We start from the raw sequence: 24,453 nt of genomic DNA, 5'->3' as shown, positions 1-24,453 counted from the left end.
TGATCAGACCAGTTTGTTCATACGCTCTTCCAATTGGTTTATGGATCTGGTAATGGACTCACAGGACTCCAGATCGTCGATGGAAGCATGCCACATGAGTGTGTGCAGTCCCTTAAAATACGCCATGCACAGAAAACGTTCCTTATAGTTTTTTATATCTATATTTTTTCTTTTTGCATACTCATACAGTTTTTCCGGAACCAGGAGATAGGGCTTATTCAAGTCGAGGATTGCAAAATCCATAAGGAAGTCCATGATGCCGGCACGTCCCCAGTCTGCGCAGTATGCTTTGCCTGCATCGTCGACGATCATGTTGACGAAGAAGGTGTTGTTGTTTGCTAGGAATCTCTGCCCTTCGCAGTAGGGAGCATATTGCATGATCTTTGCATATATTTTGTCATAATAATCTTTCTTGAGGAATGTTGTTTCAAACATCTGCGTCCAGTTATGCCAGTAGCCTTCCTGATCCTCGTTAAAGGTCTCACGGACAAATTCCTCGAATGTGGCAAAGGGGGCTTTATTGTCTTCGTTGAATTCCCCATATCCGGTTATGGAGGAAACATCCGTATCGGCGATCTCAAAGACCATTTCGAAAAACTTCTCATATCCTTTTTCAAATTCTTCAACGGAAAGCTCGTTTGCACATCTGCCCTTGGGACTCATTTCTATCCGGTCTCCGGTCAGGTTTTTTATAAAAATATCTCTGTTCATTTTTATCATCCTTTCGTTTCTGCTTATTTCCTATTACTTGTATCGGCGCCTTACAAAAAGAATGATAACTGACTCCCAGGCAGCTTCATATAGAGAGAATGGTTATAACAAAACTTTACTCACCGCTTTCTTGCTATCGCAGTAAACTCCCCCGGGAGTTTCTCATTCTTCCATGAAGGATCCTCATCAAAACGCTCCAAAGTAAATCCGCTCCCGATGATAGAATTGATGATCTCGCTGATGGTGTATTTCCTGTAATGGCATTTCGGGATCTGCTTACGGATCTCCTCATCGTAAAATCTTGCGTGCGCCATCTCACCTTCAAAGATATCTGTTGAGAAATAACTCATGGCAGGCTGCTGCAGCCCAAGTAAATCGGAACTCTTAGTAAATGGATGGAAGTCACTGCAGATCATCTTTCCACCGGCGTTCCTGCAGTCCTAACCCAGAACTCGTAAGCATCAAACTCCCAGGCTTTCTTATGTTGTTTACTGTAATCTTCCAAAACTGCTATCCTCCCGGCATTTTATATGGACATTTATCCCTCAAGTTGAATTGCGCCATAACCTGCTAAACTAGATATTCTTTAATCATAGCCTTTATTATATTAGAACTGATGGCATGTTGAGAAGTCTCAAATGTCATGATCATATTTTTCCCCAGAAAATATCCACTTTGCTCATATGCCTCTATCTTAACTATATTCTTGTTTGCATAAGCTATGTTATCCATCATTCCAAAATGTTCCCAGATATATTCCTTTCTAGTTCGGATATTAAGGCATGTAAAATCTGGTCTTACTGCTCCCATTCCCTTAAGTGCAAGTGGGTATTCATACCTGTATGGAATGCCACTTTGTTCCAGCATATTGGCTATTATCAGCTCAGATTTTGATCTTACCCTTATTCCATTGTTTGAAAAAAAATCTGTAACACTTTCATTAATTCCCATCGGCTCGTAGATTTCTTTCTTCCAATTCTCAACATATATTTCCAGAGGTTCAATGATCGGAGTAACAAGCTTTTTCCTTGCATCTGCCATGCCCATATACACATTTTCAAGTGACTTTATATCATAGAGCTTTAAAAACTCCCAAATATCATTTCTGATTTTTACAAGTTTCTTTTTAAGTAGCGTTTCATAATCTCGCTGTGCCACCTTCTTCAGCTTGTCCATTTCTTCGATTCTCGCATACTTCCGCTTTTGTGCAAGCTTGTCTACCCAGTAATACTGATCTTTCCCGTTACTCTTACTTATTGCAATCCCACAATTGCTCAAGCTTTTTACCCTTAACGCCTTCTTATCAATTTGGGTTATTAGAGCATCTATCTCCTGTATTTGTTTTTCCAATTTTTCCTTGTAATCCTGCATCACCAAACTCCTTTTTCAGATCTACGTGACTCTACTTTATCTTTTGACTATTATCACGTAGTGCTGCACTGATATTCAGGCATTCTACGTGATACACTCTTGTTAACCAGCCCTTCCTCACGTTAATTTTCCTGATATCTACTTATTTCTACGTGGACCACAAGAATCAAGAGCAACATCTCACGTAGATGCCATGAATATCATGCATGTCACTACGCGAATAGTAGCTCAAAAAAGCCACTGCTCACGTAAGTCGTCTTCTTTTGCCCCTTCTTTATCTATTATTTTGGGAATTACCAAGCTGTCCCAGAAAGAACAGCCATTTCAAAACGAACTTTGAAAAGAACTATCTTGAAATACAAGTGACAATATATAACAACACAGAAAAAAAGTAAAGAGATTTCTAACCGTATTGATTCCCATACGGTTATGCCTTAAGGATTAGACTCTGACGAATTCAGCCAGTATAACAACAGAGCCCTAGAAGTCGCGTATATGCGTTTCCAGGGCCCAATACAATAACACTTGTTATTTTATTCGAGTTCTATCGTTCCTGGTGGTTTACTCGTTAAATCGTACATTACTCTATTAACACCTTTAACCTCATTAATAATACGATTCATGCAAATCTGCAGTACATTCCACGGAATCTCAGCAGCCTCTGCTGTCATGAAATCAGATGTTATAACACCACGAAGCACAACTGCATAATCATATGTTCTAAAGTCACCCATTACACCAACACTACGCATATTGGAAAGGGCTGCAAAAAACTGACCTTTACCCATATCTATTCCAGCTTTTTCAAGCTCTTCACGATAAATTGCATCAGCTTCCTGTACGATATGAACCTTCTGTGGTGTAACCTCTCCAACCACACGAATTCCAAGTCCAGGACCAGGGAATGGCTGACGATATACAAGTTCTCTTGGTATTCCAAGTTCCAAACCAACCTTACGAACCTCATCTTTGAACAAAGCTCTAAGAGGTTCAACCGGATTCTCATCAAAGCCAAGCTCTACAACAAGATCATGGGGAAGACCGCCTACATTATGATGGGACTTAATAACAGCTCCATCTTTTCCCATTCCACTTTCGACGACATCTGGATAAATAGTTCCCTGAGCCATATATTTGAAACCGCCTGTACCAGCAAGCTTTCTAGCTTCATTACCAAAAATATCAACAAACTTCTCGCCGATAAGTTTTCTCTTCTTTTCAGGATCAGTCACGCCAGAAAGCATAGCAAAATAGTCTTCTCCAGCATTTACCCTTATAAAGTTCAAATCACCGAACTGTCCGTTTGGTCCAAAAACAGCTTCTACTTCATCACCTTCATTTTTACGCATCATTCCATGATCAACAAACACGCAATAAAGCTGTTTTCCAATAGCCTTGGATAATAAGACAGCAGTAACGGTTGAATCAACACCGCCAGAAAGTCCCAACAGAACTCTATCACTACCAATCTTTTCACGCAGTTCTTTAATAGTCTTTTCAGCAAAAGAACCCATCTGCCAATCGCCGCAACACTTACATACATCAAGAACGAAATGACGAAGCATCTTCTCGCCTTCTTTTGTATGCAATACTTCCGGATGGAACTGAGTAGCATAAAGCTTTTTAGACTCATTCTCCATAGCTGCTACAGGACAATCTTTTGTATGCGCAGAAATTTCGAAACCTTCAGGAACTTCTGCGATATAATCTGTATGGCTCATCCAGACAGTAGTTACAGAATTGACATCATCAAAGAGAATAGAATTCTTCTTATCGATAGTAACATCTGTATGACCATATTCACTGACAGGAGCAGTCTTTACAACACCACCCAAAAGGTGTGCCATAAGCTGTGAACCATAACAAATTCCCAAAACAGGAATACCTAAATTAAAAATTTCAGGATCAAATGACGGCGAATCAGCAGCATAAACGCTGTTCGGTCCACCTGTTAAAATAATGCCTTTCGGATTCATTTCTTTCAACTTATCAAGCCCGATACTTGAAGGATGAATCTCGCAGTAAACGTTATTCTCTCTAACACGACGAGCAATTAACTGCTTATACTGTCCGCCAAAGTCGAGAACGACAACAAGTTCCTGTGCCATATATTCTCCATTTCTGTTACAAGTTTTCTAAAAACAACAAACTACCAACTATAATTTAACGAATCATATGAATCTTCGCAAGTAGAAAAAACATCAAAAAACATGGTTATTTTTGTGTTATTGACTAAATATTCAAATATTCTTTTTACACAAAATTAAAGAAATCGCCTTATAGACGTAACCGAGCGATACAATGCATATCCGTACTTTATACCAGTTCGTGCAGAACTTGCATGTACTATCCTGTCGTTTCCAAGATAAATAGCACAGTGTCCAGGATAAACAATTACATCACCAGGCTGAGCTTCTTCATAAGAAACTCCTCTTCCAGCAGAGGCAAGAGCATAGGAATTTCTTGGAACAGTTATTCCAAATGCCTTGTAAACAGAATATACAAATCCAGAACAATCGCATCCATCCGTCAAACTAGTTCCACCAAAAACATATGGGTTTCCTACAAACTGACATGCATAATTTGCTACATTACCAGGCGAAGCCGAGCCTGCCGGCTGATAAGATTTCTTATTTTCCTGGCTTTTGGTATCATTATTTTCAGAATTGCTATTATCAGAATTCTGATTCTCGGAATTTGAATTCTCAGAAATTCTATTATTCTCTTCCTTAGCTTTTTCTTCGAGTTCTTTTTGTTTCTTTTCTTCCGCAGCTTTTCTGGCAGCTTCCTCTGCAGCCTTTCTGGCAGCCTCTTCCGCTGCTTTTCGCTCTGCTTCTTCTTCAGCCTTTTTAGCCTTTATCTGATTTCCAAGTGAAGCTATTGCCGCAGTCTGCTGGTCAAGCTGCCTCTTATATGCAGCCGCTTCCTGCTTTGCCGCAGCAACCTGAACTTCATAATCTGAATATTCATTTTTATATTGATTCAGCAAAGCTGTTAGCTGGCCTTCCTGCTCACCAAGCTCATCTTTTGTAGTCTCAAGCTCACCTTTTTCTTCTTCAAGACGCTCTTTTTCTGTTGCCGCAGCCTGCTGAGCCTTTACATACTCTGCCAATTGAAGCCGATCATACTCGTACAGCTGTTCAACATATTCAGCCTTTGTTGTCAAATCCGAGAAACTTGTCGCCTTCATCAAAATATCCATATATGTTCTATCGCCTTTTTCATACATATACTTAATACGCTGACACATAGCTTTATAAAGAGTTTTTTCTTTATCTACAGCATCATCATATTCCTTCTGTGTCTTGGCGATTTCTGTTTCCTTTGTTCCAATCTCCTCTTTTATCATCTCAACATTGGCCAGAAGCGTTACAAGCTGACTATTAGTTTCATTTATCTTTCCTTTGACCTTAGATTGCTGAGCCTGTATTTCATTTGCAGAGCTTTTGGCATCATCATAGCTTTCCCTTATATCCTGCTGTTTTTTCTTAAGTTCATCCTGTTGTTTCTGCAACTCAGAACTGGTGGCAGCCCAAACAGGGACCACCACCAGTGTCATTGTCATTAGTATTATTATGCAAAAAACTGACAGAATTCTACGTACAACTTTCATAAACGATTCCCCTCGTTAGATAAAAATCTCTTTTCACTCTGTCTTTATTTTGCGCTAAATCGTCAATTTTGTAAACATCGCAAAATCTTACTAAAAGCATAGTAAATACAAAATTACAAATTATAATTCGCAGTTTCCAACTGTTCTTGGGAATGGAATTACGTCACGGATATTTCCCATACCTGTAAGGTACATTACGCATCTCTCAAATCCGAGACCAAATCCTGCGTGGCGAACACTTCCAAAACGACGAAGATCAAGATAGAACTGATAATCTTCAACATTCATTCCAAGTTCCTTCATACGATTCTCGAGAAGCTCAAGATTATCTTCTCTCTGGCTTCCACCAATAATCTCACCGATTCCAGGAACTAGACAGTCAGCTGCTGCAACAGTCTTTCCATCTGGATTAAGCTTCATGTAGAAAGCTTTGATTTCCTTTGGATAATCTGTTACGAAAACAGGCTTCTTGAATACCTGTTCTGTGAGGAATCTCTCATGCTCAGTCTGAAGATCACATCCCCATGATACCTTATAGCTAAACTCATCATTGTGCTCTTCAAGAATCTTGATAGCTTCTGTATAGGTAATGCGACCAAACTCATTGTCTACAACATTATGAAGACGATCAAGAAGTCCCTTATCAATAAACTGATTAAAGAATTCCATTTCATCTGGAGCGTTCTCAAGGCAATAATTAATTACATACTTGAGCATAGCTTCAGCAATATCGCAGTCTTCTTTAAGATCAGCAAATGCAATTTCAGGCTCAATCATCCAGAACTCTGCTGCATGACGTGTTGTATTGGAATTCTCAGCTCTAAAAGTTGGTCCAAATGTATAGATATTTCTAAATGCGCATGCATATGTCTCACCGTTTAACTGACCACTAACAGTAAGAGATGTCTTCTTTCCAAAAAAATCCTTGGAAAAATCAACCGCACCATCTTCAGTCTTTGGAACATCATTCAAATCCAAAGTTGAAACCTGGAACATTTCACCTGCACCCTCTGCATCAGAAGATGTAATAAGAGGAGTATTTACATATACGTAGTTTCTCTCTTGGAAAAACTGATGAATAGCAAATGCTGCAAGGCTTCTTACACGGAAAACAGCTTCAAAAGTATTAGTACGTGGACGAAGATGCGGAATTGTACGAAGGTATTCAAGTGTATGACGCTTTTTCTGAAGCGGATAATCAGCTGTTGATGCACCTTCGATTTCAATGCTTTTAGCCTGCATTTCAAAAGGCTGCTTTGCATCAGGAGTTACAACAATTTTACCTGTAGCAAAAATAGCTGAACCAACATTTAATTTACTAATCTGAGCAAAGTTTGCAAGCTCATCTGTATAAACAACCTGAAGTGGCTTGAATGCTGTACCATCATTCAATACAATGAATCCTATTGCCTTAGAATCGCGGATGCTTCTAATCCATCCTCCTACTGTTACTTCTTTTCCAGCATATTTATCAATGTCTTCAAACAAAGACTTTACATATGTCAGCTCCATTTTTAATTCCTCCACATTACCGTCAAAAATTACTTTTTATCTTTCTTTGGCTCTACAACCTTTGCGTTCTTTGCCAAAAACTGAACTGCTTTATCATCCAAAAGACTCTCTTTAATGAGTTCTTTTACATCCATACCAACAGACTGTGTGTAATAATCTGTATAACTCTTAGAATCAGAATATCCACCACTAGAAGCTGCTGTTGTGATTTCTTTCTCGATTTCCTTGTCTGTAACTTTAAGATTCTCAGCTTCTGCAATGGCATATGCTACTAAAGTAGCCTTAATCTGCTCTAAAGCCTTATCCTTCTTATAAGCTTCAAGATCAGTAACATTCTTATCCTTCTCATTTTCAGAAGTGCTAAGGAAATTCTTTAAGTATTCATCACCTGTAAGTTTCTGGCCTGTATAGTAAGAATACATTGTTGCATAATACTCAAGAGAATTGTTGTACATCTTGATGTATCTCTCTACCATAGGTTCAGGAAGTTTGTCAGAAAACTTGGATTTTGCTACAACTGCATCAATAACTTTTTTCTGAAGAGTATTGTCATACTCACTCTGAGCTTTTGATTCAAGATCTTTTTTAACATAAACCCTGAGCTGTTTAACGCTCTTAACACCATCAATTCCAAGCTGTGCCACATTTTTGTCAGTTACTTCTTTGGCCGCTGTGCTGATGCTGTTAACAGTTACAGTGAAAACAACTTCTTTTCCAGCGAGATCTTTACTCTTGTAATCCTTAGGAAAGGTAAGTTTTAAATCTTTAACTTCACCCTTCTTGGCACCTACGAGACCATCTTCAAATCCAGGAATAAATGTTCCAGAACCAATTGAAAGGTCATATCCCTTGGCACTACCACCATCGAATTCCTTCTTGGTATCTGCATATTTTCCTACATAATCAATGTTTGCAGTATCACCTTTCTGAATAGCTCTATCCTTAACTTCTTCTTTAAGCTGTGGAAGATAGTTATCCTTGATACTAGCTTCTACATCTTCATTGGAAACCTTAACAGAAGCAACTTCAACTTCTATTCCCTTATACTCACCAAGTGTTATATAATCAGATACCTTGTAACTGCTAAGGTATGCATCTTTGCTAAACTGTTTTACAGAAGCAGCTGTTGCTGCGGAATTAGACGCGCTACCTGTTGCATTGTCCGCATTAGAAGCACCTGCCTGTGCTGTAGAAAGTGAACTATTAGAAGCACCTGCATTATTGCCATTAGAAGCATTTTTGCAGCCTGCAATTGAGACTGTTGTAAGAGCAGTAAGCAGAATTAGAACCAATTTTCTTTTCATAACATTCTCCTATTTTTCCAATGATATCTAAAATCACCAGAATATTTTTATATAAAAAAAATAAATTCAAGATAACGTGTCAATTTTACCATACCTTTGGCTTCGATAAAAGCATTTAATAGAAGTTATAAGCGAAAAAAATTATAAATTACTCAAATACCATTGTCGCACGCATCAAATAATGTTAAAATGCAAGTTGCAATTGTTTTATTATTCAAAATAAGAAGGTACTTTTATTCCGGAGGTATGTATTTTGTTAGCTTTTATCAAAAATCACGCAGTAATGGTCGCACTTGATGCCGCTGCATTAATACTTGCAATCCTTACTATTTTCGTAGGACATCATTATATTCTTGGTATTCTACTGATTCTACTTGCAGCTTTTGCATCATTTATGAGCATTAGATGGAGTCAGTACCAGACAAAACAGGCTGAGGCAGATGCTCAAATTGAAGCTGCAAAGCAGAAAGTTAATCTTTTCATTATCAACAAGAAAAAAGTTGCTTATAAAGACGCCGGACTTCCAGCTCAGGTTATGGATTCTATTCCAAAGCTTATGCGTCGCCACAAAGTTTGTGTCCTTAAAGTTAAAGCAGGTCCGCAGATAATGAACCTTATCTGTAAAGATGAAATTTTCGATTCTGTTCCAGAAAAGAAAGAAGTTGTAGCTTACGTTTCAGGTATCTACGTAACTTATGTAAAGAGTCTTCGCGGAAACAAAAACACTGCTCCTGTTGAACAAAAGAAAAAGAGTAAATGGGCAGCTCTTTGGGAAAAGGCTCAAGAAAAAGCTGGCGCAAAGCCAATCAAATAAATTTCAAATAGATTATTTGCAAAAAGCAACAGACTTTGATTTCTGTTGCTTTTTCTTTTCTTATTCATATAATTTGATTATCAGTCAAAAACATTGTTCTACTCATGTTTTTGGTAAAAACGTCATTGCCTCAGACATTTTCAAAATCTTGTCAGCATGCAGATACTTCTATCATGATCTCGGTCTTAGACACCAAATCCCCTTTTGAGAATAATTCATATCCAATCTCTGCGATAAGATTTCTATCTTCTGCCTTTCTAATCTTAAGCGCTGTAGTTTTAATATCCATATCCATTTTTCCATATGGAGTTGTGTAAGTAGTAGTATAAGGCTTATCTTTTTCAAAAATCATGATAGATGAACAAAGGCCACTTCTAATACTCTTAATCTTATTATCGTAGAAAACATACTTAGACAGAATTTCTTCGCCTGCATCATCCTTAATAGGATCACATGTAAGTCTTATTGCACCATTTTCTAAATCCTCCCACAGCGCAAGCGACTTAGTAACAATCTGCTCTGGTTCCTCGTTTCCTCTAAGATGAACTCCTGTAACAACAACTTTTACTTTATTCTCCAAAATAATACCTTTCTAAAGATTTTTACGAATCTTTATTATGTTTTTCCTGATGTAAACAAGAATCTTAACTATTTTGTTTACAAATATTTTTGTTTTAACGTTTATATAAAAAACAAGAATACTCAAATCCCAATCATGCCAATGGATTAATAGGCCTTGTCAAAAAAAGCTGTGGGCAAAGTTCTGTCTTTTTCAAAGCTTCATAAGCATTCTTTGCCTTTTCTTCATCAGTAAAAATGCCAAAGACTGTAGGACCGCTTCCTGTCATGATAGACTCATCTGCGCCATTGTCTTTCATCACATTCTCAATCTTCTCGATAATATCATGTTCAGACTTTGTAACAGGTTCAAGAACATTATAAAGACGGCTGACTATACCTTCTAAGCTATTGTCTCTAATAGCATCGCACATTCCATCAATATCAGGATGCTTTTCAATTGGTTTGGAATCAAGAGTTGTATATACCCATTTAGTAGACACCCCGATTGAAGGCTTACCTACTAGAATGTAACAATCAGGCATATCAGGAAGTTTTGTTAACACTTCACCAATGCCTTCCGAAAGCATGGTACCACCTTTAATACAATACGGTATATCAGCTCCAAGCTTAACAGCCATATCACACATTTCATCAACTGTAATAGGCAAATCAAACAGTTCCTTCATACCATAAAAAGAAGCTGCTGCATCTGTACTTCCACCTGCCATACCAGCTGCCACCGGAATGCGCTTTTCAAGGTGAATTCTTACACCCTCTTTAATTCCATACTTTTCCACAAGAACTTTGCACACCTTGACAATAAGATTGTGCTCATCTGTAGGAATATCCTCTTTATTAGCTGTAAGCACAATCTTATTCTCAGCTGTTTTTTCAAAAGTCAAAGTATCATATATATCAACATTTTGCATTATCATTCTGACAATGTGATAACCATCTTCACGTCTGCCTGTAACATCCAGACCAAGATTTATCTTTGCATAAGCATTCTTTGTAATCATGTTCATTCCTTTCCGTTTTAATGCAACAAAAAACATTATATTTTTTTTTAAAACAAAAAACAAGACAGATTAATATCTCTAATGTATTTCGGATTATTTTCCGATAAATAAAATGGATACGTATAATAATAACCTTATCATTAAATTTCATATCGAATGTCGTTACTTCTTGCTGAATTTTTCGATATTTAAATTTTGATACTGTTTCAACAAAAGCTTCAATGGATTGAAGAAATCGCTGTCACAAATGATGCGGGAAAGGAGTCCCTATGAGTGAAATATCAAATATATCCAACATTTCCAACACTACTACCACGTCTCCAGTTTATGAAGCAGCTGCAAAAGAGCAAGTTGCAAAAGATACTGTAAAAGACAAAATTAAAGAAGATGCCGTAGAAACTGGTGTAGTATATGAGAAATCATCTGAATCTTCCTCAAAGCAGACAAAAACCTACAAGCCAAATCCTGAATTAGTTGAAAAGCTAAAAAAAGATCAGGAAACACGCAAGCAACAACTTCTGGATTTAGTTAGAAAAATGTTCAATCAGCAGGCAACAACTGTAGCAACTGCTAATGTAGACATTAAGATTCCAAGTGAAGATGAACTATGGAAAACACTTGCTAGTGGTAAATTCGAAGTTGACGAAGAAACTAAAAAACAGGCAACAGAAGATATCTCCGAAGATGGCTACTGGGGTGTTAATAAGACATCTGAACGTATCCTGGACTTTGCAAATGCATTGACAGGTGGAGATCCTTCTAAACTTCAGACTATGGTTGATGCTTTCAAAAAAGGATATGAACAGGCAGAAAAAACCTGGGGCGGAAAACTCCCTGAGATATCTCAAAAGACCTATAACGCAGTAATGAATGGATTCAAAAAGCTGGCCGAAGAAAACGGGATCACACTTACCGGAATCGAAGAACTAAAAGACGAAAGCGATCAGGAAACTTAAATTAAATTTCAGGAAGTTTTTTCGATTACCATGACTTCTTGCTGAGATTTAGGATAATCATCAGCAAGAATCCTGCTTCGCAGGACAAAATTTGTCTTAACGACAAATTTTGGTCTGGTACGGTTATTGATTTTCCTGATGAAAACAATAACCTATAGTTTCTTTTTAACATTGCCTATACAGCTAAAAAAACTGTTGCATCCAAAAACGGTTGCAACAGTTTTTTAGAGCTTTATTTTACGATTCCAATGATATCCTTTATATCTTCTATCTTTTCCTTCTGCATGAAATCCTCAATACCTTTTACTACTTCCATAGTAGCATATGGGTTATGAAAATTCATCATACCAACTGCAACTGCACTGGCACCCGCCATCATAAATTCAATTGCATCTTCAGCATTTGCGATTCCGCCCATTCCGATAATCGGAATTTTAACTGCATTTGCACACTGATAAACCATTCTAACAGCAACCGGCTTAATAGCAGGACCTGAAAGACCACCGGTTTTATTGGCAAGTGCAAAGCATCTCCTGTGAATATCAATCTTCATTCCAGTTAATGTATTGATAAGAGAAATCGCATCTGCACCTGCTGCCTCTGCTGCCTTCGCCATTTCAGTTATATCTGTAACATTAGGAGAAAGTTTCATAATAATAGGCTGTTTGCTTTTTTTCTTAATCTCTTTTGTAATTTCAAAGAGAGCATCAGGCCTTGTACCAAATGCTATTCCGCCCTCTTTGACATTAGGACAGGAAACATTTATCTCCATCATATCAATCTTCTCATCGGAAAGTCTCTCCACTACATCAAGATACTCCTCGATTGAATGACCACAGACATTAACAATTATTTTGGTATCATATTGCTGCAAAAAAGGAATGTCTCGTTCTACAAAAACATCAATTCCAGGATTCTGCAAACCGATAGCATTGAGCATACCACTGGAAGTTTCTGCAACCCTTGGAGTAGGATTGCCTTCCCAAGGCCTGTTAGCAACACCCTTTGTTACCACTGCGCCAAGCTTGTTCAAATCAGCAAATTCGCCATACTCCTGACCAGAGCCAAACGTTCCTGACGCTACCATCACCGGATTTTTAAATTCAACACCTGCTATTGTTACCTTAGTATTCATAAGAAACCTTTCCAACATTTATTTATAAAAACTGCGCAAACTGCTTTTTATTCCCTTAAATCTCAACATCTCTTGCATCATACACAGGGCCATCTGTGCATATTCTTGCATTTTTTACATGAGAGTGGGCATCTACATCTCTTGTTTTTACAACGCACCCAAGACAGGCACCCACACCACAGGCCATCTTTTCCTCAAGAGAAATATAAGCTTCCATGTTATGTTCACCTGCGTACTTCTTAATAGCGCGAAGCATCGGCATAGGGCCACAGGCAAAAATAACATCACCTTCAATATTCTCTTTGTTAAGTGCATCAATTACAGTTCCACGAACTCCAAGACTACCATCATCAGTTGCCACATAGAACTGTCCATTTTCCCTGAATTCATCGGCAAGAAAATCTTGAGAATTGCGGTATCCCATAACAATAGACACTTCACTAGGCTTTTTATTATCATCCAAATCCTTCAAAACTCTTGACATTTCCAGTAACGGAGGCACACCAATACCTCCGCCCATAAGGATAACTTTTTTCCCACAAGCTTTATCGACAGGATAGCCATTTCCCAAAGGTCCAAGAACATCGATTCTATCTCCCTTTTTAAGAAATGAAAACTCTAAAGTTCCCTTTCCTGCCACTCTATACACAAGTCTTAACGCATTATTATCTTTATCAACCTTGCATATACTGATAGGACGAGGAAGAAGCATAGCGCCATTTGCTGGATAAACACCTACAAACTGACCTGCTTTTGCTGTTTTTGAAATATCTGTATTTATCCACAAATCAAATATTCCATCAGCAATTTCACGTTGAGATATTACAATTCCTGATTCCTTTTTCTTAGACATACCTTATTCCTTTTCTGCAAAAAACATTTAATATCGCACATATTTATTCAATACAAGGTTTTGCATCAACCTTTGTATACAACTTTTCCGTTACAAATAGTGTACATTATAACGCCCGGCAAAACCTCTCCTGTAAATGGAGAATTGCATGCCTTGGAACAGAATTTATCGCACACCCATTCTTTATTCAAATCTATTATTACAAGATCTGCAGATTCGCCTTCACGTAGCTTTCCTGCTGGAAGATTATACAAATTTGCAGCTCCATATGACATCCTGTTTAAAAGAGTCGCAAGAGACATATGATTTTTTTGAACAAGTTCTCTTAAACCTAAGGAAAAAGATGTTTCAAGGCCAATAATTCCACTTGGAGCCTTGACGAAATCCTGATTTTTTTCCTCTATGCTGTGAGGAGCATGATCAGTTGCCACCATTTCAATAGTGCCATCTGTAAGACCTTCTATAATAGCCTGTCTGTCCGATTCAAGTCTAAGCGGAGGATTCATCTTGGCATAAGTTCCGTACTTAAGCACTGCATCCTGAGTCAGAGTAAAATGATGAGGAGTTGCCTCAGCATGAATATTTACTCCTTCTTTCCTAGCTTCTCTAATCATGTCTACAGCTTCTTTGGTAGAAATGTGCTGAATAGTAAGATTCGCACCAGTTTTCCTCGAAATCTCAATATCACGCTCCACCATAGAAATCTCAGCCATCCTGTCAGAACCTGTCAAACCAAGGTTTTCTGCTATTTTGCCGGAATTTATACCATTTTCTTTTATATACTCGGGATTTTCTTCGTGAAGGCTAAGCACCATGTTCTTCTTTGCAACCTGCACGCAGATTTCTTCCATAAGCTTAGCATCTCTTATCGGAACACCATCATCAGTAAAAAGAACTGCTCCCGCCTCTACAAGACTGTCAAAATCTGTAATCTCTTTTCCAGACATATTCTTAGTAGCATTCGCACAGCAGTAAACGTTGATACCTGTAGTTCTTCCCTTTTTAAGAGCATAGCGAATAGTATCAGCATTATCCATCCTAGGAATAGTATTTCCCATCATGATTACACTTGTAAAACCGCCTTTTGCTGCCGCCTTTGCACCTGTAAGAATATCTTCTTTGTGTGTCTGTCCAGGATCTCTAAAATGCACATGCGCATCTACAAAACCAGAAGTAACAACAAGGTTAGATGCATCTATTACACTGCACCTGTCATCAACTTTGATATCTTCTTTGCTGATTTTGGCAATCCTTCCATCATCACCAACAAGCAGATTCCCCTCGTACTCATCCCCATTTTCAGGGTTAATCAGATGCCCATTTTTAATCAGAATCATTGAAACCTCCATGCACAAGTTAATATTGTAATTAACCTGTCATTCACTTATAATTAAAAGAATGGAAATACACTTTGTTTTGAGTAAACATTCAAAACAAAACTTAAATTATAATACCACAACAAAAAAATATTTAATAGCGAAATTGAGGTAAATATGATAAGACTGATACTTGTTTTTTTATTCCTTGTAACTTTTCTTCTCGTCTCAATTCCGATAATAGGAATTGAACTTATCATTGGGCATTTTTCTCCAATGACTATGAAAAAAAGTTCCCTTGCAATAGTATCCTGGGCATTTAGAGTCATAACATTTCTGTCCGGAATTCATTTGACAGTTATAGGCAAAGAAAACGTACCTACAGGCGAACCTGTTCTTTTCGTCGGGAACCATAGAAGCTTCTTCGATATCGTCGTAAGCTATCCGCTCGTGCCAAATCCAACAGGATATATTGCCAAAAAAGAAATCCTGAAAGTACCGGTTCTTTCATGGTGGATGAAACTGCTTGACTGCGAATTTATGGATAGAAAAGATATAAAACAAAGCGCAAAAGTAATCGTAAATGCCATTAATAAAATAAAATCCGGCATATCCATTACCATCTATCCAGAAGGAACAAGAAACACCACAGACAATGATATGTTAGAGTTCCACAAAGGAAGTTTCAAACCAGCCCAGCGCACTAACTGTCCCGTTGTTCCTGTAGTTGTAACACGCACCAGAGAAGTATTCGAAGACCATCTCCCATTTATTAAAGGGCAGAAAGTCACAATCGAATACCTTCCTCCAAGAAGATATAACGAACTTGAAGATGATCAGAAAAAAAATATCGACAAATATTTCCATGACATCATCTTAGAAGCATATCAAAAAAACAAATAATAAAAATACTGGCGCAACCTTAATTTATGGAAAAACTCCAAAATCAAGGTTGCGCCATTTTCATCGCCTCATTGTTCCAAGAAGAACCAAAAACTCTGAATTTAAATATAAATTATCCATAACACCCAAAAGCTCATAATCTTTCAAATTCTTATATGAAAACTCCGAATCTGTCTGCACCAGATTAACCCCAAGTTCATTTCTACCCAGAATATAATGCAGTTGATCTTCCAAAATCTTAGTGTATTCATTACTGGATAAAATATGTTCTGTTACAACCATACACCTGACATTATTGAGTAATTTCTGAGCATCAAGATTTTTCACAGAAGTTTTAAACTCGGATGTCTTAGTGGCTGTAGCAACCTTCTCGGCTTCTACCATCAGAGCATTTATTATCTTCGCGCAAACCTTTTTATTAACCTTCTGGCTGGTCATAAGATAGCAGATATCCCCCAGAAAAATCTCATCATTTTCCATTATTCTCTGATAATAGTCCGATCTTTTAAGAAAAGGATTTATAACAGATGAATACGCCCCATCACCCGTTATTCTGTACAATTCCACTGCTGCAAAAAACCTAGTTTCCTCTTCAATATTTTTAGAAGACGCATCAACGCTTAGAAAAGCTTTTTTTGCTGCACTTAGGCATTCATCTGCAAATTGAGCATTATACTTTCTGTATAGATTAGAAAACCAGGCAAGGCTACCTGCACATTCCATAGCAGTATTTTCATTAAAAGGAATAAGTACAATCTTCTCACCATCAGTTATTGCACTCTCATACACCTTCCCTGATACCGCATCCTGCATCTTTAGAAGCCACTTAGCCTCATAAAATGCTTCATCAAGAATATCCGGAATACCGTTACCAGTTTCCTTAATTCCTGCATCATCTCCGAAAGCTCCACTATTAAGCTCATACGATAACAGCATATTATTCAAAATCCGGCACCCTGTTCGGACATCTCTGTTACCCTTGCTATCAGTATGCCACCCTCCACTAACATTCTTTTTTACAGAATTGTCTTCTTTTGTAAAAGCTTCATTTGTATGACAACCATCTTTCAGCTTTCTGGAATCCCTCTCCTCATCTTCACCGAAATCCGTTCCACACCTTGAATAATAAACAGATTTACTTGCCTGTTTGTATAAAATATCATAAGCATCATTTCGAATAGAAAAAGCGCAGGAATCCCCTAATGTATCCGCATAAACGTAATAATCACCCTCCGACTGAAAATCTGTAAATGTAGCAAAAGCCACCTCTCTATCAAGTTCATCGCTATGCTTTGATGCACCTATAGACCCAGTGAAAGCCACAGAATCATCCTCAATTCGCCTTATTTCGAAAGTCTCAGGGAACGTTTTTCCGATAAAAAGAATAGTTTTCTCAGCCCCAACCTGATAACCATCCTGATTGAGCACAATTTTAGGAGAAATCGTAAACTCATTTTGGACAAGACTAAGAGCAGGATCCTCCTCTTCAAGACTGTTCATATACGAACTGTCTGCAATCTTTTTCCTAGTACCTTCATCTTTGGAATCATCTTTGCATCCAGACAAAATGACAGAAGATGATATGAATAAAGAAATAAGCACAGGGAAAAAATGTGGCCTTTTACAGCCACATTTCCCGCTTCCCCATAATAGTTTTTTGATAAATGCATTAGAACAATACATTTTATCCCCCTATTTTTTAATTATGACTTCTTGCATAAAAGCAAGTTTACTTGTTAGCTAATTCTCTATTGTAGTTGATAAGACATCCATCAAGAATAATTCTACGCTCATGGTCTGTAAGACTTCCAAGAGTCATAGTAAATTCCTTAAGGCCATCCTTCGTAACAGCTACAGCCTTAATAGCGTCTGCCTTATCCTCAACCTCTTTTCTAATATCCGGAAGGAATACATAATCAAGGTTTGTAAATGGAAGCTCACCTTCCTTGATAATAAGAGGAAGCATACCCCAGTTAATAAGATTACTTCTGTAACGTTTTGTTGCATAATCATTTGCAATATTAGCCCATCCGCCTAGAACTTTCTGACAGGATGCAGCCTGCTCTCTGGCTGAACCATCGCCCGGCTTTACTGCAAAAATAGTAGAACCAATACCCGTATTAGCACAGTTAACATCAGGATACTTAGACAGTATAGCTTTTATTGCTAAAGCAGTATCTAAGTCAAGCTCATCAAACGGAGTATTCTCACGTCTCTTAATCTCCTGAGCATAAACCTCCTTAGCCCTTCCAACATATTCTGGGTCTTTTCTTGAAAGAGTAAACTCAGCAAGTCCAAGAGGATTGGATCTGTAAGATGAAGTTTCGCCAGAAGGAATAAGCTCATCTGTTGTAGTAACCGGATCATGAATCTCAGATACCACCTTGAGAAGAAGGTTGTTTGTAAGTGCTACCATCTTTGGCCAGTCCTTAATATTTGGACCAAACTGTATTTGAGTATTCTCATCAGCAACACCCTTTGAATCAAAGACTCTGTTTGCATAAATCTTTGAATCAAAATGGTAAGTATACTCATTAAATGTTCCATCAAATTCTGTTGCAGGAGTAAGAAAACCTTTATTTGCAGCTGTAGCAGCAATTGAACGGGCATCCATAAGTGCAACAGAAGAAATTTGTCCGTTCTGAACCTTAGAACCTTCTCTGTTAGGGAAGTTACGAGTGGAATGACGTATACTAAATGCATTGTTTGCAGGAGTATCTCCAGCTCCAAAACATGGTCCGCAAAATGCTGTCTTTAGAATAGTACCTGTTTCCAAAAGTGATGCAGCAACACCATTTCTGAGAAGTTCCATATAAATAGGTGTAGATGCAGGATAAACAGACATAGTAAATTTATCATCACCAATAAACTTACCCTTCATAATATCTGCTGCCGCACAAATATTCTCAAAACCGCCACCAGCGCAGCCAGCAATAATACCCTGATCAACCAAAAGCTTACCATCAACAATTTTATCTTTAAGAGAATAAGAAATCTTATCACCAAAGCTAACCTTGGCACGCTCTTCAACTTCATGAAGCATCTGCTCTAAATTTGCATTCACAAAATCAATTTCATACGCCATGGAAGGATGGAACGGCATAGCAATCATAGGTTTTATACTGGAAAGATCAACCTTTACAACCTTGTCATAGTATGCTACTCTTCCTGGTTTAAGCTCTCTGTAATCCTCTTTTCTTCCGTGAATCTCATAGAACTGCTTAATCTTATCATCTGTCTGCCAGATAGAGGACAAACATGTAGTCTCTGTAGTCATAACATCTATGCCGATTCTAAAATCAGCTGAAAGCTTTGATACTCCAGGACCTACAAATTCCATAACCTTATTCTTAACAAAACCGGATTTAAATACTTCACCTATAATAGCAAGTGCAACGTCCTGAGGACCCACACCGTGAACAACTTCACCTTCAAGGAAAATAGCAACAACCTCAGGCATACTGATATCATAAGTCTGACCAAGAAGCTGTTTTACAAGCTCAGGTCCGCCTTCACCCATAGCCATAGTACCAAGAGCACCATAACGGGTATGAGAATCAGAACCCAGAATCATACCGCCACAAACTGCCAGCATCTCTCTTGCAAACTGATGAATAACAGCCTGATGAGGTGGAACATAGATACCGCCGTATTTCTTTGCAGCAGTAAGACCAAACATGTGATCATCTTCATTTATAGTACCACCAACAGCACAAAGAGAGTTATGACAGTTAGTAAGAACATATGGAATAGGGAACTTTGTAAGACCTGAAGCTCTTGCAGTCTGAATAATGCCTACATATGTGATATCATGGCTTGTAAGTTTGTCAAACTTAATATTTAACTGCTCCATAGAACCTGAAACATTGTGATTTTTCAGAATATCATATGCAATAGTGTTCTTCTTTGCTTCTTCTTTGCTTTCTGTAATCCCATACTTGGAACCAAGTTCAGATACTGCAGCGTCTTCATCGCAAATCAAATCTCTGCCATCTATAAGATACGCACCACAATTAAACGTTTTTATCATAATTTCTCCTCCTACTTCATTGGTGTAAATTGGTAAAGTCTGCATTCTTCATAAGTATAACAGAATACACCGCTTGTATGCAACTTTATTAAATCTGACTCCAAAATCTATTAACAATAATATGATGTTACCGCTTACACGCCTATATATGTAAGCAGTAACATCATATAGTTTCTTGTTTTCATCAGGAAAATCAAGAACCGTACCAGACCAAAATTCGTCGTTAAGACAAATTTTGTCCTGCGAAGTAGGATTCTTGCTGATGATTATCCTAAATCTCAGCAAGAAGTCATGACTTCTTGTCACTTATAATCAGAAACTCGCATTTACTGCGAGTTTCGTGAGAACAAAAGTCAAGTGGCAAACTGGTCCAAGGCGAAGCCTTTTCAAATGGCCAGTTTGCGTAGTTTTTGGAACGTAGTGACAAAAATCTATAAATTTTTGTCAAATGTATCCTATTCTCACAAAAACAATCAATTCTCAACTTTATCCAGGTACCAGATTTCATCAACGTATTCCTGAATAGTACGGTCAGAAGAGAATTTTCCACAGCATGCGGTCTGCATCATAGCCATGTGTGCCCATTTCTTCTTGTCACCATATGCCTCACGAACTCTCTCTTGAGCATCCTTATAGGACTCAAAATCCTTCAGGATAAAATAGGTATCAGCTCTTGCAGAATCCTTAGTATTAAGAAGTGAATTCCACAATGGTCTAAACAGTTCACGATCCTTAGAGAAAGTTCCATCAACAAGATGATCTACAATACGCTTAATCTCCTGATTTTTGTTATAAATATCTTCAGGTCTGTAATCACACAAACGTTCATGCTCAATAACTTCATCCGAACTTAGACCGAAGATAAATGCATTCTCTTCTCCAACCTCCTGCACAATCTCAACATTGGCACCATCCATAGTACCAAGAGTAACCGCACCATTTAACATCATCTTCATGTTACCGGTACCGGATGCTTCCTTGCTGGCAGTAGAAATCTGTTCAGATACATCAGCTGCCGCAAAAATAAGCTCAGCATTGGAAACACGATAATCTTCTATGAAAACAACCTTTATCCTGCCATCAACATCAGAATCGTTATTCACAACATCTGCCACAGCGTTAATAAGCTTAATAGTAAGCTTCGCATTTCTGTATCCTGCTGCTGCCTTGGCACCGAAAATAAAAGTTTCCTTTTGCATCTTCATCTTAGGATTCTTCTTTATCTGATCATACAAATAGATAACATGAAGAATATTAAGGAGCTGCCTCTTGTACTCATGGAGACGTTTAACCTGACAATCAAAAATAGAATCAGGATCAACTGTTATACCATTATGAGCCAAAATATATTTGGATAAACGAACCTTGTTCTCACGTTTGATATCCATGAATTCCTTCTGAGCCTTAGCCACATCTACCGATTTCTTAAGCCCAGAAAGCTGTGACAAATCAGTTATCCATCCATCACCAATCTTCTTGGTAACCCACTTGGCAAGCTTTGGATTAGCATGAAGAAGGAAACGTCTTTGTGTAATGCCATTAGTCTTATTATTGAACTTCTCAGGCATCATCTCATAGAAATCCTTAAGCTCTCTCTTCTTGAGAATCTCAGTATGAAGCTTTGCAACACCATTTACACTATGACCACCAACGATTGCAAGGTGTGCCATCTTAACCTGATTATCATAAATAATAGCCATCTTGCGAATCTTTTCATCCACATCGATGCTATGATCAGACATATGTGAATAAGTCTGAATAATCTGATTGCAGAAACGACGATTGATTTCATCTACAATCTGATAAATTCTAGGAAGAAGTCTCTGGAACAGATCAACAGGCCATTTCTCAAGTGCTTCTGCCATAATAGTATGATTAGTATAGCAGCAAGTCTTAGTAGTAACTTCCCATGCATCTTCCCATGAAAGGAAATAGTCGTCCATAAGAACACGCATAAGCTCAGCAACCGCAACAGTTGGATGCGTATCATTAAGCTGGAACAAATTCTTTTCATAGAACTTTCTAATATCATTATGATTCTTCATATATTTCTGAACTGCCGTCTGAACAGAAGCAGAAATAAAGAAATACTGCTGTTTTAATCTAAGCTCTTTTCCAGCTATATGATTGTCATTAGGATATAAAACCTCACAAATCTGACTGGCAAGATTCTCCTGCTCAACAGCCTTCTGATAATCACCTTTGTCAAATGAATCAAGCTGGAAACTATTAATAGGTTCAGCATCCCATATACGAAGAGTATCAATTACACCATTACCATATCCAATAACTGGAAGATCATAAGGAATCGCACGAACAGCAGTATAACCCTCCTGACGAAAAATCATGCGCCCGTTTTCATCAGTAAATGAATTTACATATCCGCCAAATTTAACGATTTTGGCATACTCAGGGCGCCTAAGTTCAAACGGATTACCATTAACAAGCCAATCATCCGGCTTTTCTACCTGATAACCATCATGAATCTCCTGACGGAACATACCATATTTATATCTAATGCCACATCCATATGCAGGATAACCAAGAGTAGCAAGAGAATCCAAAAAGCATGCTGCAAGTCTACCAAGACCGCCGTTACCAAGCGCAGGGTCAGGCTCCTGATCTTCGATAAGATCCAAGTCAATGCCCAGCTCATCCATAACCTCCTGAACCCCCTCATAAGCCTTAAGGTTAATTAAGTTGTTGCCAAGAGCCCTTCCCATAAGAAATTCCATGGACATATAGTAAACAGTTTTAGGGTCTCTTTCTTCTATAGCTTTCTGGGTATCCATCCAATAATCAATTATCTGATCCTTGATTGCATAAGCCGTAGCCTGATAAATCTGCTGCGGAGTCGCCTCTTCAAGTGTGCGTCTGTACAAAGTTTTAATATTATAAAGCACACTGCGTTTAAATAATTCTTTGTCGAATGATAACTCTTTCTCTGCCATCACTGCCTCCTCAAATATAAAACACAGTTACAAACAATATATCGGATAAATTTATGAAAACTATAGTTTTTCTTAATTTATAGTTAATTATACATCGTTTTTTCGGCAATTGCCACTCGCTTCTATCCAATCACAGATAAATGTGCTAAAGTGGTACTGTTTAGATAAAGTCTGACATAAACAAAGGAGTAGCAAAATGAAAAAGATAAACCTTAAATCATACACCGATTTCATCGTAGAAAAAACAACACAGCTTCTTAATATAGACTCCCCGACAGGCTACACAGAGAATGCTGCAAAATGGGTAAAAGATGAATTCTCCAAACTCGGATTCGAAACAAAGCTTACCACAAAGGGCGGTGTAATCATTGACTTTGGCGGAAAAGATAAAGAAAATGGTCTTCTCCTTGAAGCACATACTGATACACTTGGCGGAATGGTAGCCACTATCAAATCAAACGGCCGCCTTCAGCTCACAAATCTTGGCGGAATGAATCCTAATAACGCAGAAACCGAAAACGTGCGCGTAGTCACAAAATTCGACGGAATCTATGAAGGAACATTCCAGTTAAACAATGCATCAATCCATGTAAATGGAGAGTATAACAACATCAAACGTACATGGGAATCCTGTGAAGTAGTACTTGATGAAGACGTAAATTCCAAAGAAGACGTAGAAAAGCTCGGAATCAGCATAGGCGATATAGTATGCTTTGAACCTAACGTTCGCGTTACCAAAAGCGGATATATAAAATCCCGATTCCTCGATGATAAACTCAGCGTTGGAATCCTTCTGGGATTTGGAAAATATCTTGTAGATAACGATATAACCCCTGATAGAGCAATCTATGGACATGTGACAGTATTCGAAGAAGTAGGACACGGCGGATGTTCAAGCGTACCTTCTGGATGCAGCGAAGCAATCTCTGTAGATATGGGATGTGTAGGAGAAGGTCTTTCCTGTACAGAAAAACAGGTTTCAATCTGTGCTAAAGACAGCGGAGGCCCATATAACTACGATGTCGTCAAAGGACTCATAGCTGCTGCCAAAAAATCAAACGCTGATTATGCAGTTGACGTATATCCTCATTACGGAAGCGATGTTGAAGCAACTCTTCGTTCCGGAAATGATCTCAAACACGGGCTTATAGGTGCAGGCGTATATGCATCTCATGGCTATGAAAGAAGCCACAAAGAAGGAGCAGAAAACGTTCTCAAACTCCTTATTTCATATATCTGCTAAAAAAAACCGATTTGCATAGTTGCAATACTAAATGCAAATCGGGTTTTTCTTTTTTCAATATATAAATTTTTGTCACTACGTTCCAAAAACTACGCAAACTGGCCATTTAAAAAGGCTTCGCCTTGGACCAGTTTGCCGCTTGACTTTTGTTCTCACGAAAC

General features: G+C 38.1%; 19 protein-coding genes. 4 read left to right on the top strand and 15 right to left on the bottom strand.

The genetic code is table 11. The features are described 5' to 3' along the window. Positions 1-3: 3 nt before the first annotated feature. From G634_RS0104920 to tig, 7 genes are all read right to left on the bottom strand, one after another. Positions 4-711: a hypothetical protein gene (locus tag G634_RS0104920; protein WP_026504355.1), complete on the bottom strand. Its 708-nt coding sequence runs from the start codon at positions 709-711 to the stop codon at positions 4-6. A 119-nt stretch (positions 712-830) separates the two neighbouring features. Beyond that, entirely contained in the window at positions 831-1,127 is a 297-nt protein-coding gene (locus tag G634_RS18035; RefSeq protein WP_242826764.1) for a hypothetical protein, read from the bottom strand. Positions 1,128-1,281: 154 nt separating this feature from the next. Beyond that, a complete protein-coding gene (locus G634_RS0104905) occupies positions 1,282-2,082 on the bottom strand; it encodes a hypothetical protein (RefSeq protein ID WP_026504354.1) in 801 nt (266 codons plus the stop codon). Between the two features lie 533 nt (positions 2,083-2,615). Next, on the bottom strand, positions 2,616-4,190 hold the full coding sequence (guaA, locus tag G634_RS0104900) for a glutamine-hydrolyzing GMP synthase (RefSeq protein ID WP_026504353.1): 1,575 nt from the start codon (positions 4,188-4,190) through the stop codon (positions 2,616-2,618). 155 nt (positions 4,191-4,345) lie between these two features. Further along, positions 4,346-5,695 carry a C40 family peptidase gene (locus tag G634_RS0104895; protein ID WP_026504352.1) on the bottom strand — a complete coding sequence of 450 codons (1,350 nt, stop codon included), beginning with the start codon at positions 5,693-5,695 and terminating at the stop codon, positions 4,346-4,348. 120 nt (positions 5,696-5,815) lie between these two features. Beyond that, positions 5,816-7,207: an asparagine--tRNA ligase gene (gene asnS / locus G634_RS0104890; protein ID WP_026504351.1), complete on the bottom strand. Its 1,392-nt coding sequence runs from the start codon at positions 7,205-7,207 to the stop codon at positions 5,816-5,818. Positions 7,208-7,236: 29 nt separating this feature from the next. Next, positions 7,237-8,511: a trigger factor gene (gene tig / locus G634_RS0104885; RefSeq protein ID WP_026504350.1), complete on the bottom strand. Its 1,275-nt coding sequence runs from the start codon at positions 8,509-8,511 to the stop codon at positions 7,237-7,239. 253 nt (positions 8,512-8,764) lie between these two features. Here tig and G634_RS0104880 point away from each other — a divergent pair, with 253 nt between their 5' ends. Continuing rightward, the gene (locus G634_RS0104880; RefSeq protein WP_155830512.1) at positions 8,765-9,325 is read left to right on the top strand and encodes a hypothetical protein; all 561 of its coding nucleotides are present in this window, start codon (positions 8,765-8,767) and stop codon (positions 9,323-9,325) included. Positions 9,326-9,476: 151 nt separating this feature from the next. On the opposite strand, the gene G634_RS0104875 is transcribed toward G634_RS0104880, so the two are convergent. Next, positions 9,477-9,905 (bottom strand): DUF1934 family protein, encoded by a 429-nt coding sequence (locus tag G634_RS0104875; RefSeq protein ID WP_026504348.1) that lies wholly within the window; start codon positions 9,903-9,905, stop codon positions 9,477-9,479. Between the two features lie 133 nt (positions 9,906-10,038). Next, on the bottom strand, positions 10,039-10,905 hold the full coding sequence (ispE, locus tag G634_RS0104870) for a 4-(cytidine 5'-diphospho)-2-C-methyl-D-erythritol kinase (protein ID WP_330364760.1): 867 nt from the start codon (positions 10,903-10,905) through the stop codon (positions 10,039-10,041). A 269-nt stretch (positions 10,906-11,174) separates the two neighbouring features. On the opposite strand from ispE, the gene G634_RS18030 reads away from it, so the two are divergent. After that, positions 11,175-11,861, top strand: coding sequence for a hypothetical protein (locus G634_RS18030; protein WP_051233691.1), 687 nt, complete (start codon positions 11,175-11,177; stop codon positions 11,859-11,861). Between the two features lie 232 nt (positions 11,862-12,093). Here the strand turns inward: G634_RS18030 and G634_RS0104860 are convergent, their stop codons facing one another. The 3 genes from G634_RS0104860 to G634_RS0104850 all read right to left on the bottom strand — a co-directional run bounded on the left by G634_RS0104860 (position 12,094) and on the right by G634_RS0104850 (position 15,186). Further along, complete coding sequence (locus G634_RS0104860) at positions 12,094-12,996, bottom strand: dihydroorotate dehydrogenase (protein ID WP_026504346.1); 903 nt, start codon at positions 12,994-12,996, stop codon at positions 12,094-12,096. A 55-nt stretch (positions 12,997-13,051) separates the two neighbouring features. Next, positions 13,052-13,849, bottom strand: a complete 798-nt coding sequence (locus G634_RS0104855) for a dihydroorotate dehydrogenase electron transfer subunit (protein WP_026504345.1) — start codon at positions 13,847-13,849, stop codon at positions 13,052-13,054. A gap of 65 nt (positions 13,850-13,914) precedes the next feature. Next, the gene (locus G634_RS0104850; protein ID WP_026504344.1) at positions 13,915-15,186 is read right to left on the bottom strand and encodes a dihydroorotase; all 1,272 of its coding nucleotides are present in this window, start codon (positions 15,184-15,186) and stop codon (positions 13,915-13,917) included. Between the two features lie 156 nt (positions 15,187-15,342). On the opposite strand from G634_RS0104850, the gene G634_RS0104845 reads away from it, so the two are divergent. Next, positions 15,343-16,068, top strand: a complete 726-nt coding sequence (locus tag G634_RS0104845) for a lysophospholipid acyltransferase family protein (RefSeq protein ID WP_026504343.1) — start codon at positions 15,343-15,345, stop codon at positions 16,066-16,068. Between the two features lie 60 nt (positions 16,069-16,128). Here the strand turns inward: G634_RS0104845 and G634_RS0104840 are convergent, their stop codons facing one another. From G634_RS0104840 to G634_RS0104830, 3 genes are all read right to left on the bottom strand, one after another. After that, on the bottom strand, positions 16,129-17,751 hold the full coding sequence (locus tag G634_RS0104840; RefSeq protein WP_026504342.1) for a glycoside hydrolase family 9 protein: 1,623 nt from the start codon (positions 17,749-17,751) through the stop codon (positions 16,129-16,131). Positions 17,752-17,797: 46 nt separating this feature from the next. Beyond that, on the bottom strand, positions 17,798-20,098 hold the full coding sequence (locus G634_RS0104835) for a hydratase (protein ID WP_026504341.1): 2,301 nt from the start codon (positions 20,096-20,098) through the stop codon (positions 17,798-17,800). Positions 20,099-20,571: 473 nt separating this feature from the next. Next, positions 20,572-23,049: a glycogen/starch/alpha-glucan phosphorylase gene (locus G634_RS0104830; RefSeq protein ID WP_026504340.1), complete on the bottom strand. Its 2,478-nt coding sequence runs from the start codon at positions 23,047-23,049 to the stop codon at positions 20,572-20,574. Positions 23,050-23,245: 196 nt separating this feature from the next. Between G634_RS0104830 and G634_RS0104825 the strand changes: the two genes are divergently transcribed. Further along, the gene (locus G634_RS0104825) at positions 23,246-24,292 is read left to right on the top strand and encodes a M42 family metallopeptidase (RefSeq protein ID WP_026504339.1); all 1,047 of its coding nucleotides are present in this window, start codon (positions 23,246-23,248) and stop codon (positions 24,290-24,292) included. The last annotated feature ends 161 nt before the right edge of the window (positions 24,293-24,453 follow it).

Source organism: Butyrivibrio sp. NC3005, from assembly GCF_000424545.1.
Classification (GTDB): Bacteria; Bacillota; Clostridia; order Lachnospirales; family Lachnospiraceae; genus Butyrivibrio.
The sequence above is the reverse complement of the archived record's forward strand: the minus strand, read 5'-3'. Positions and strand labels throughout refer to the sequence as shown.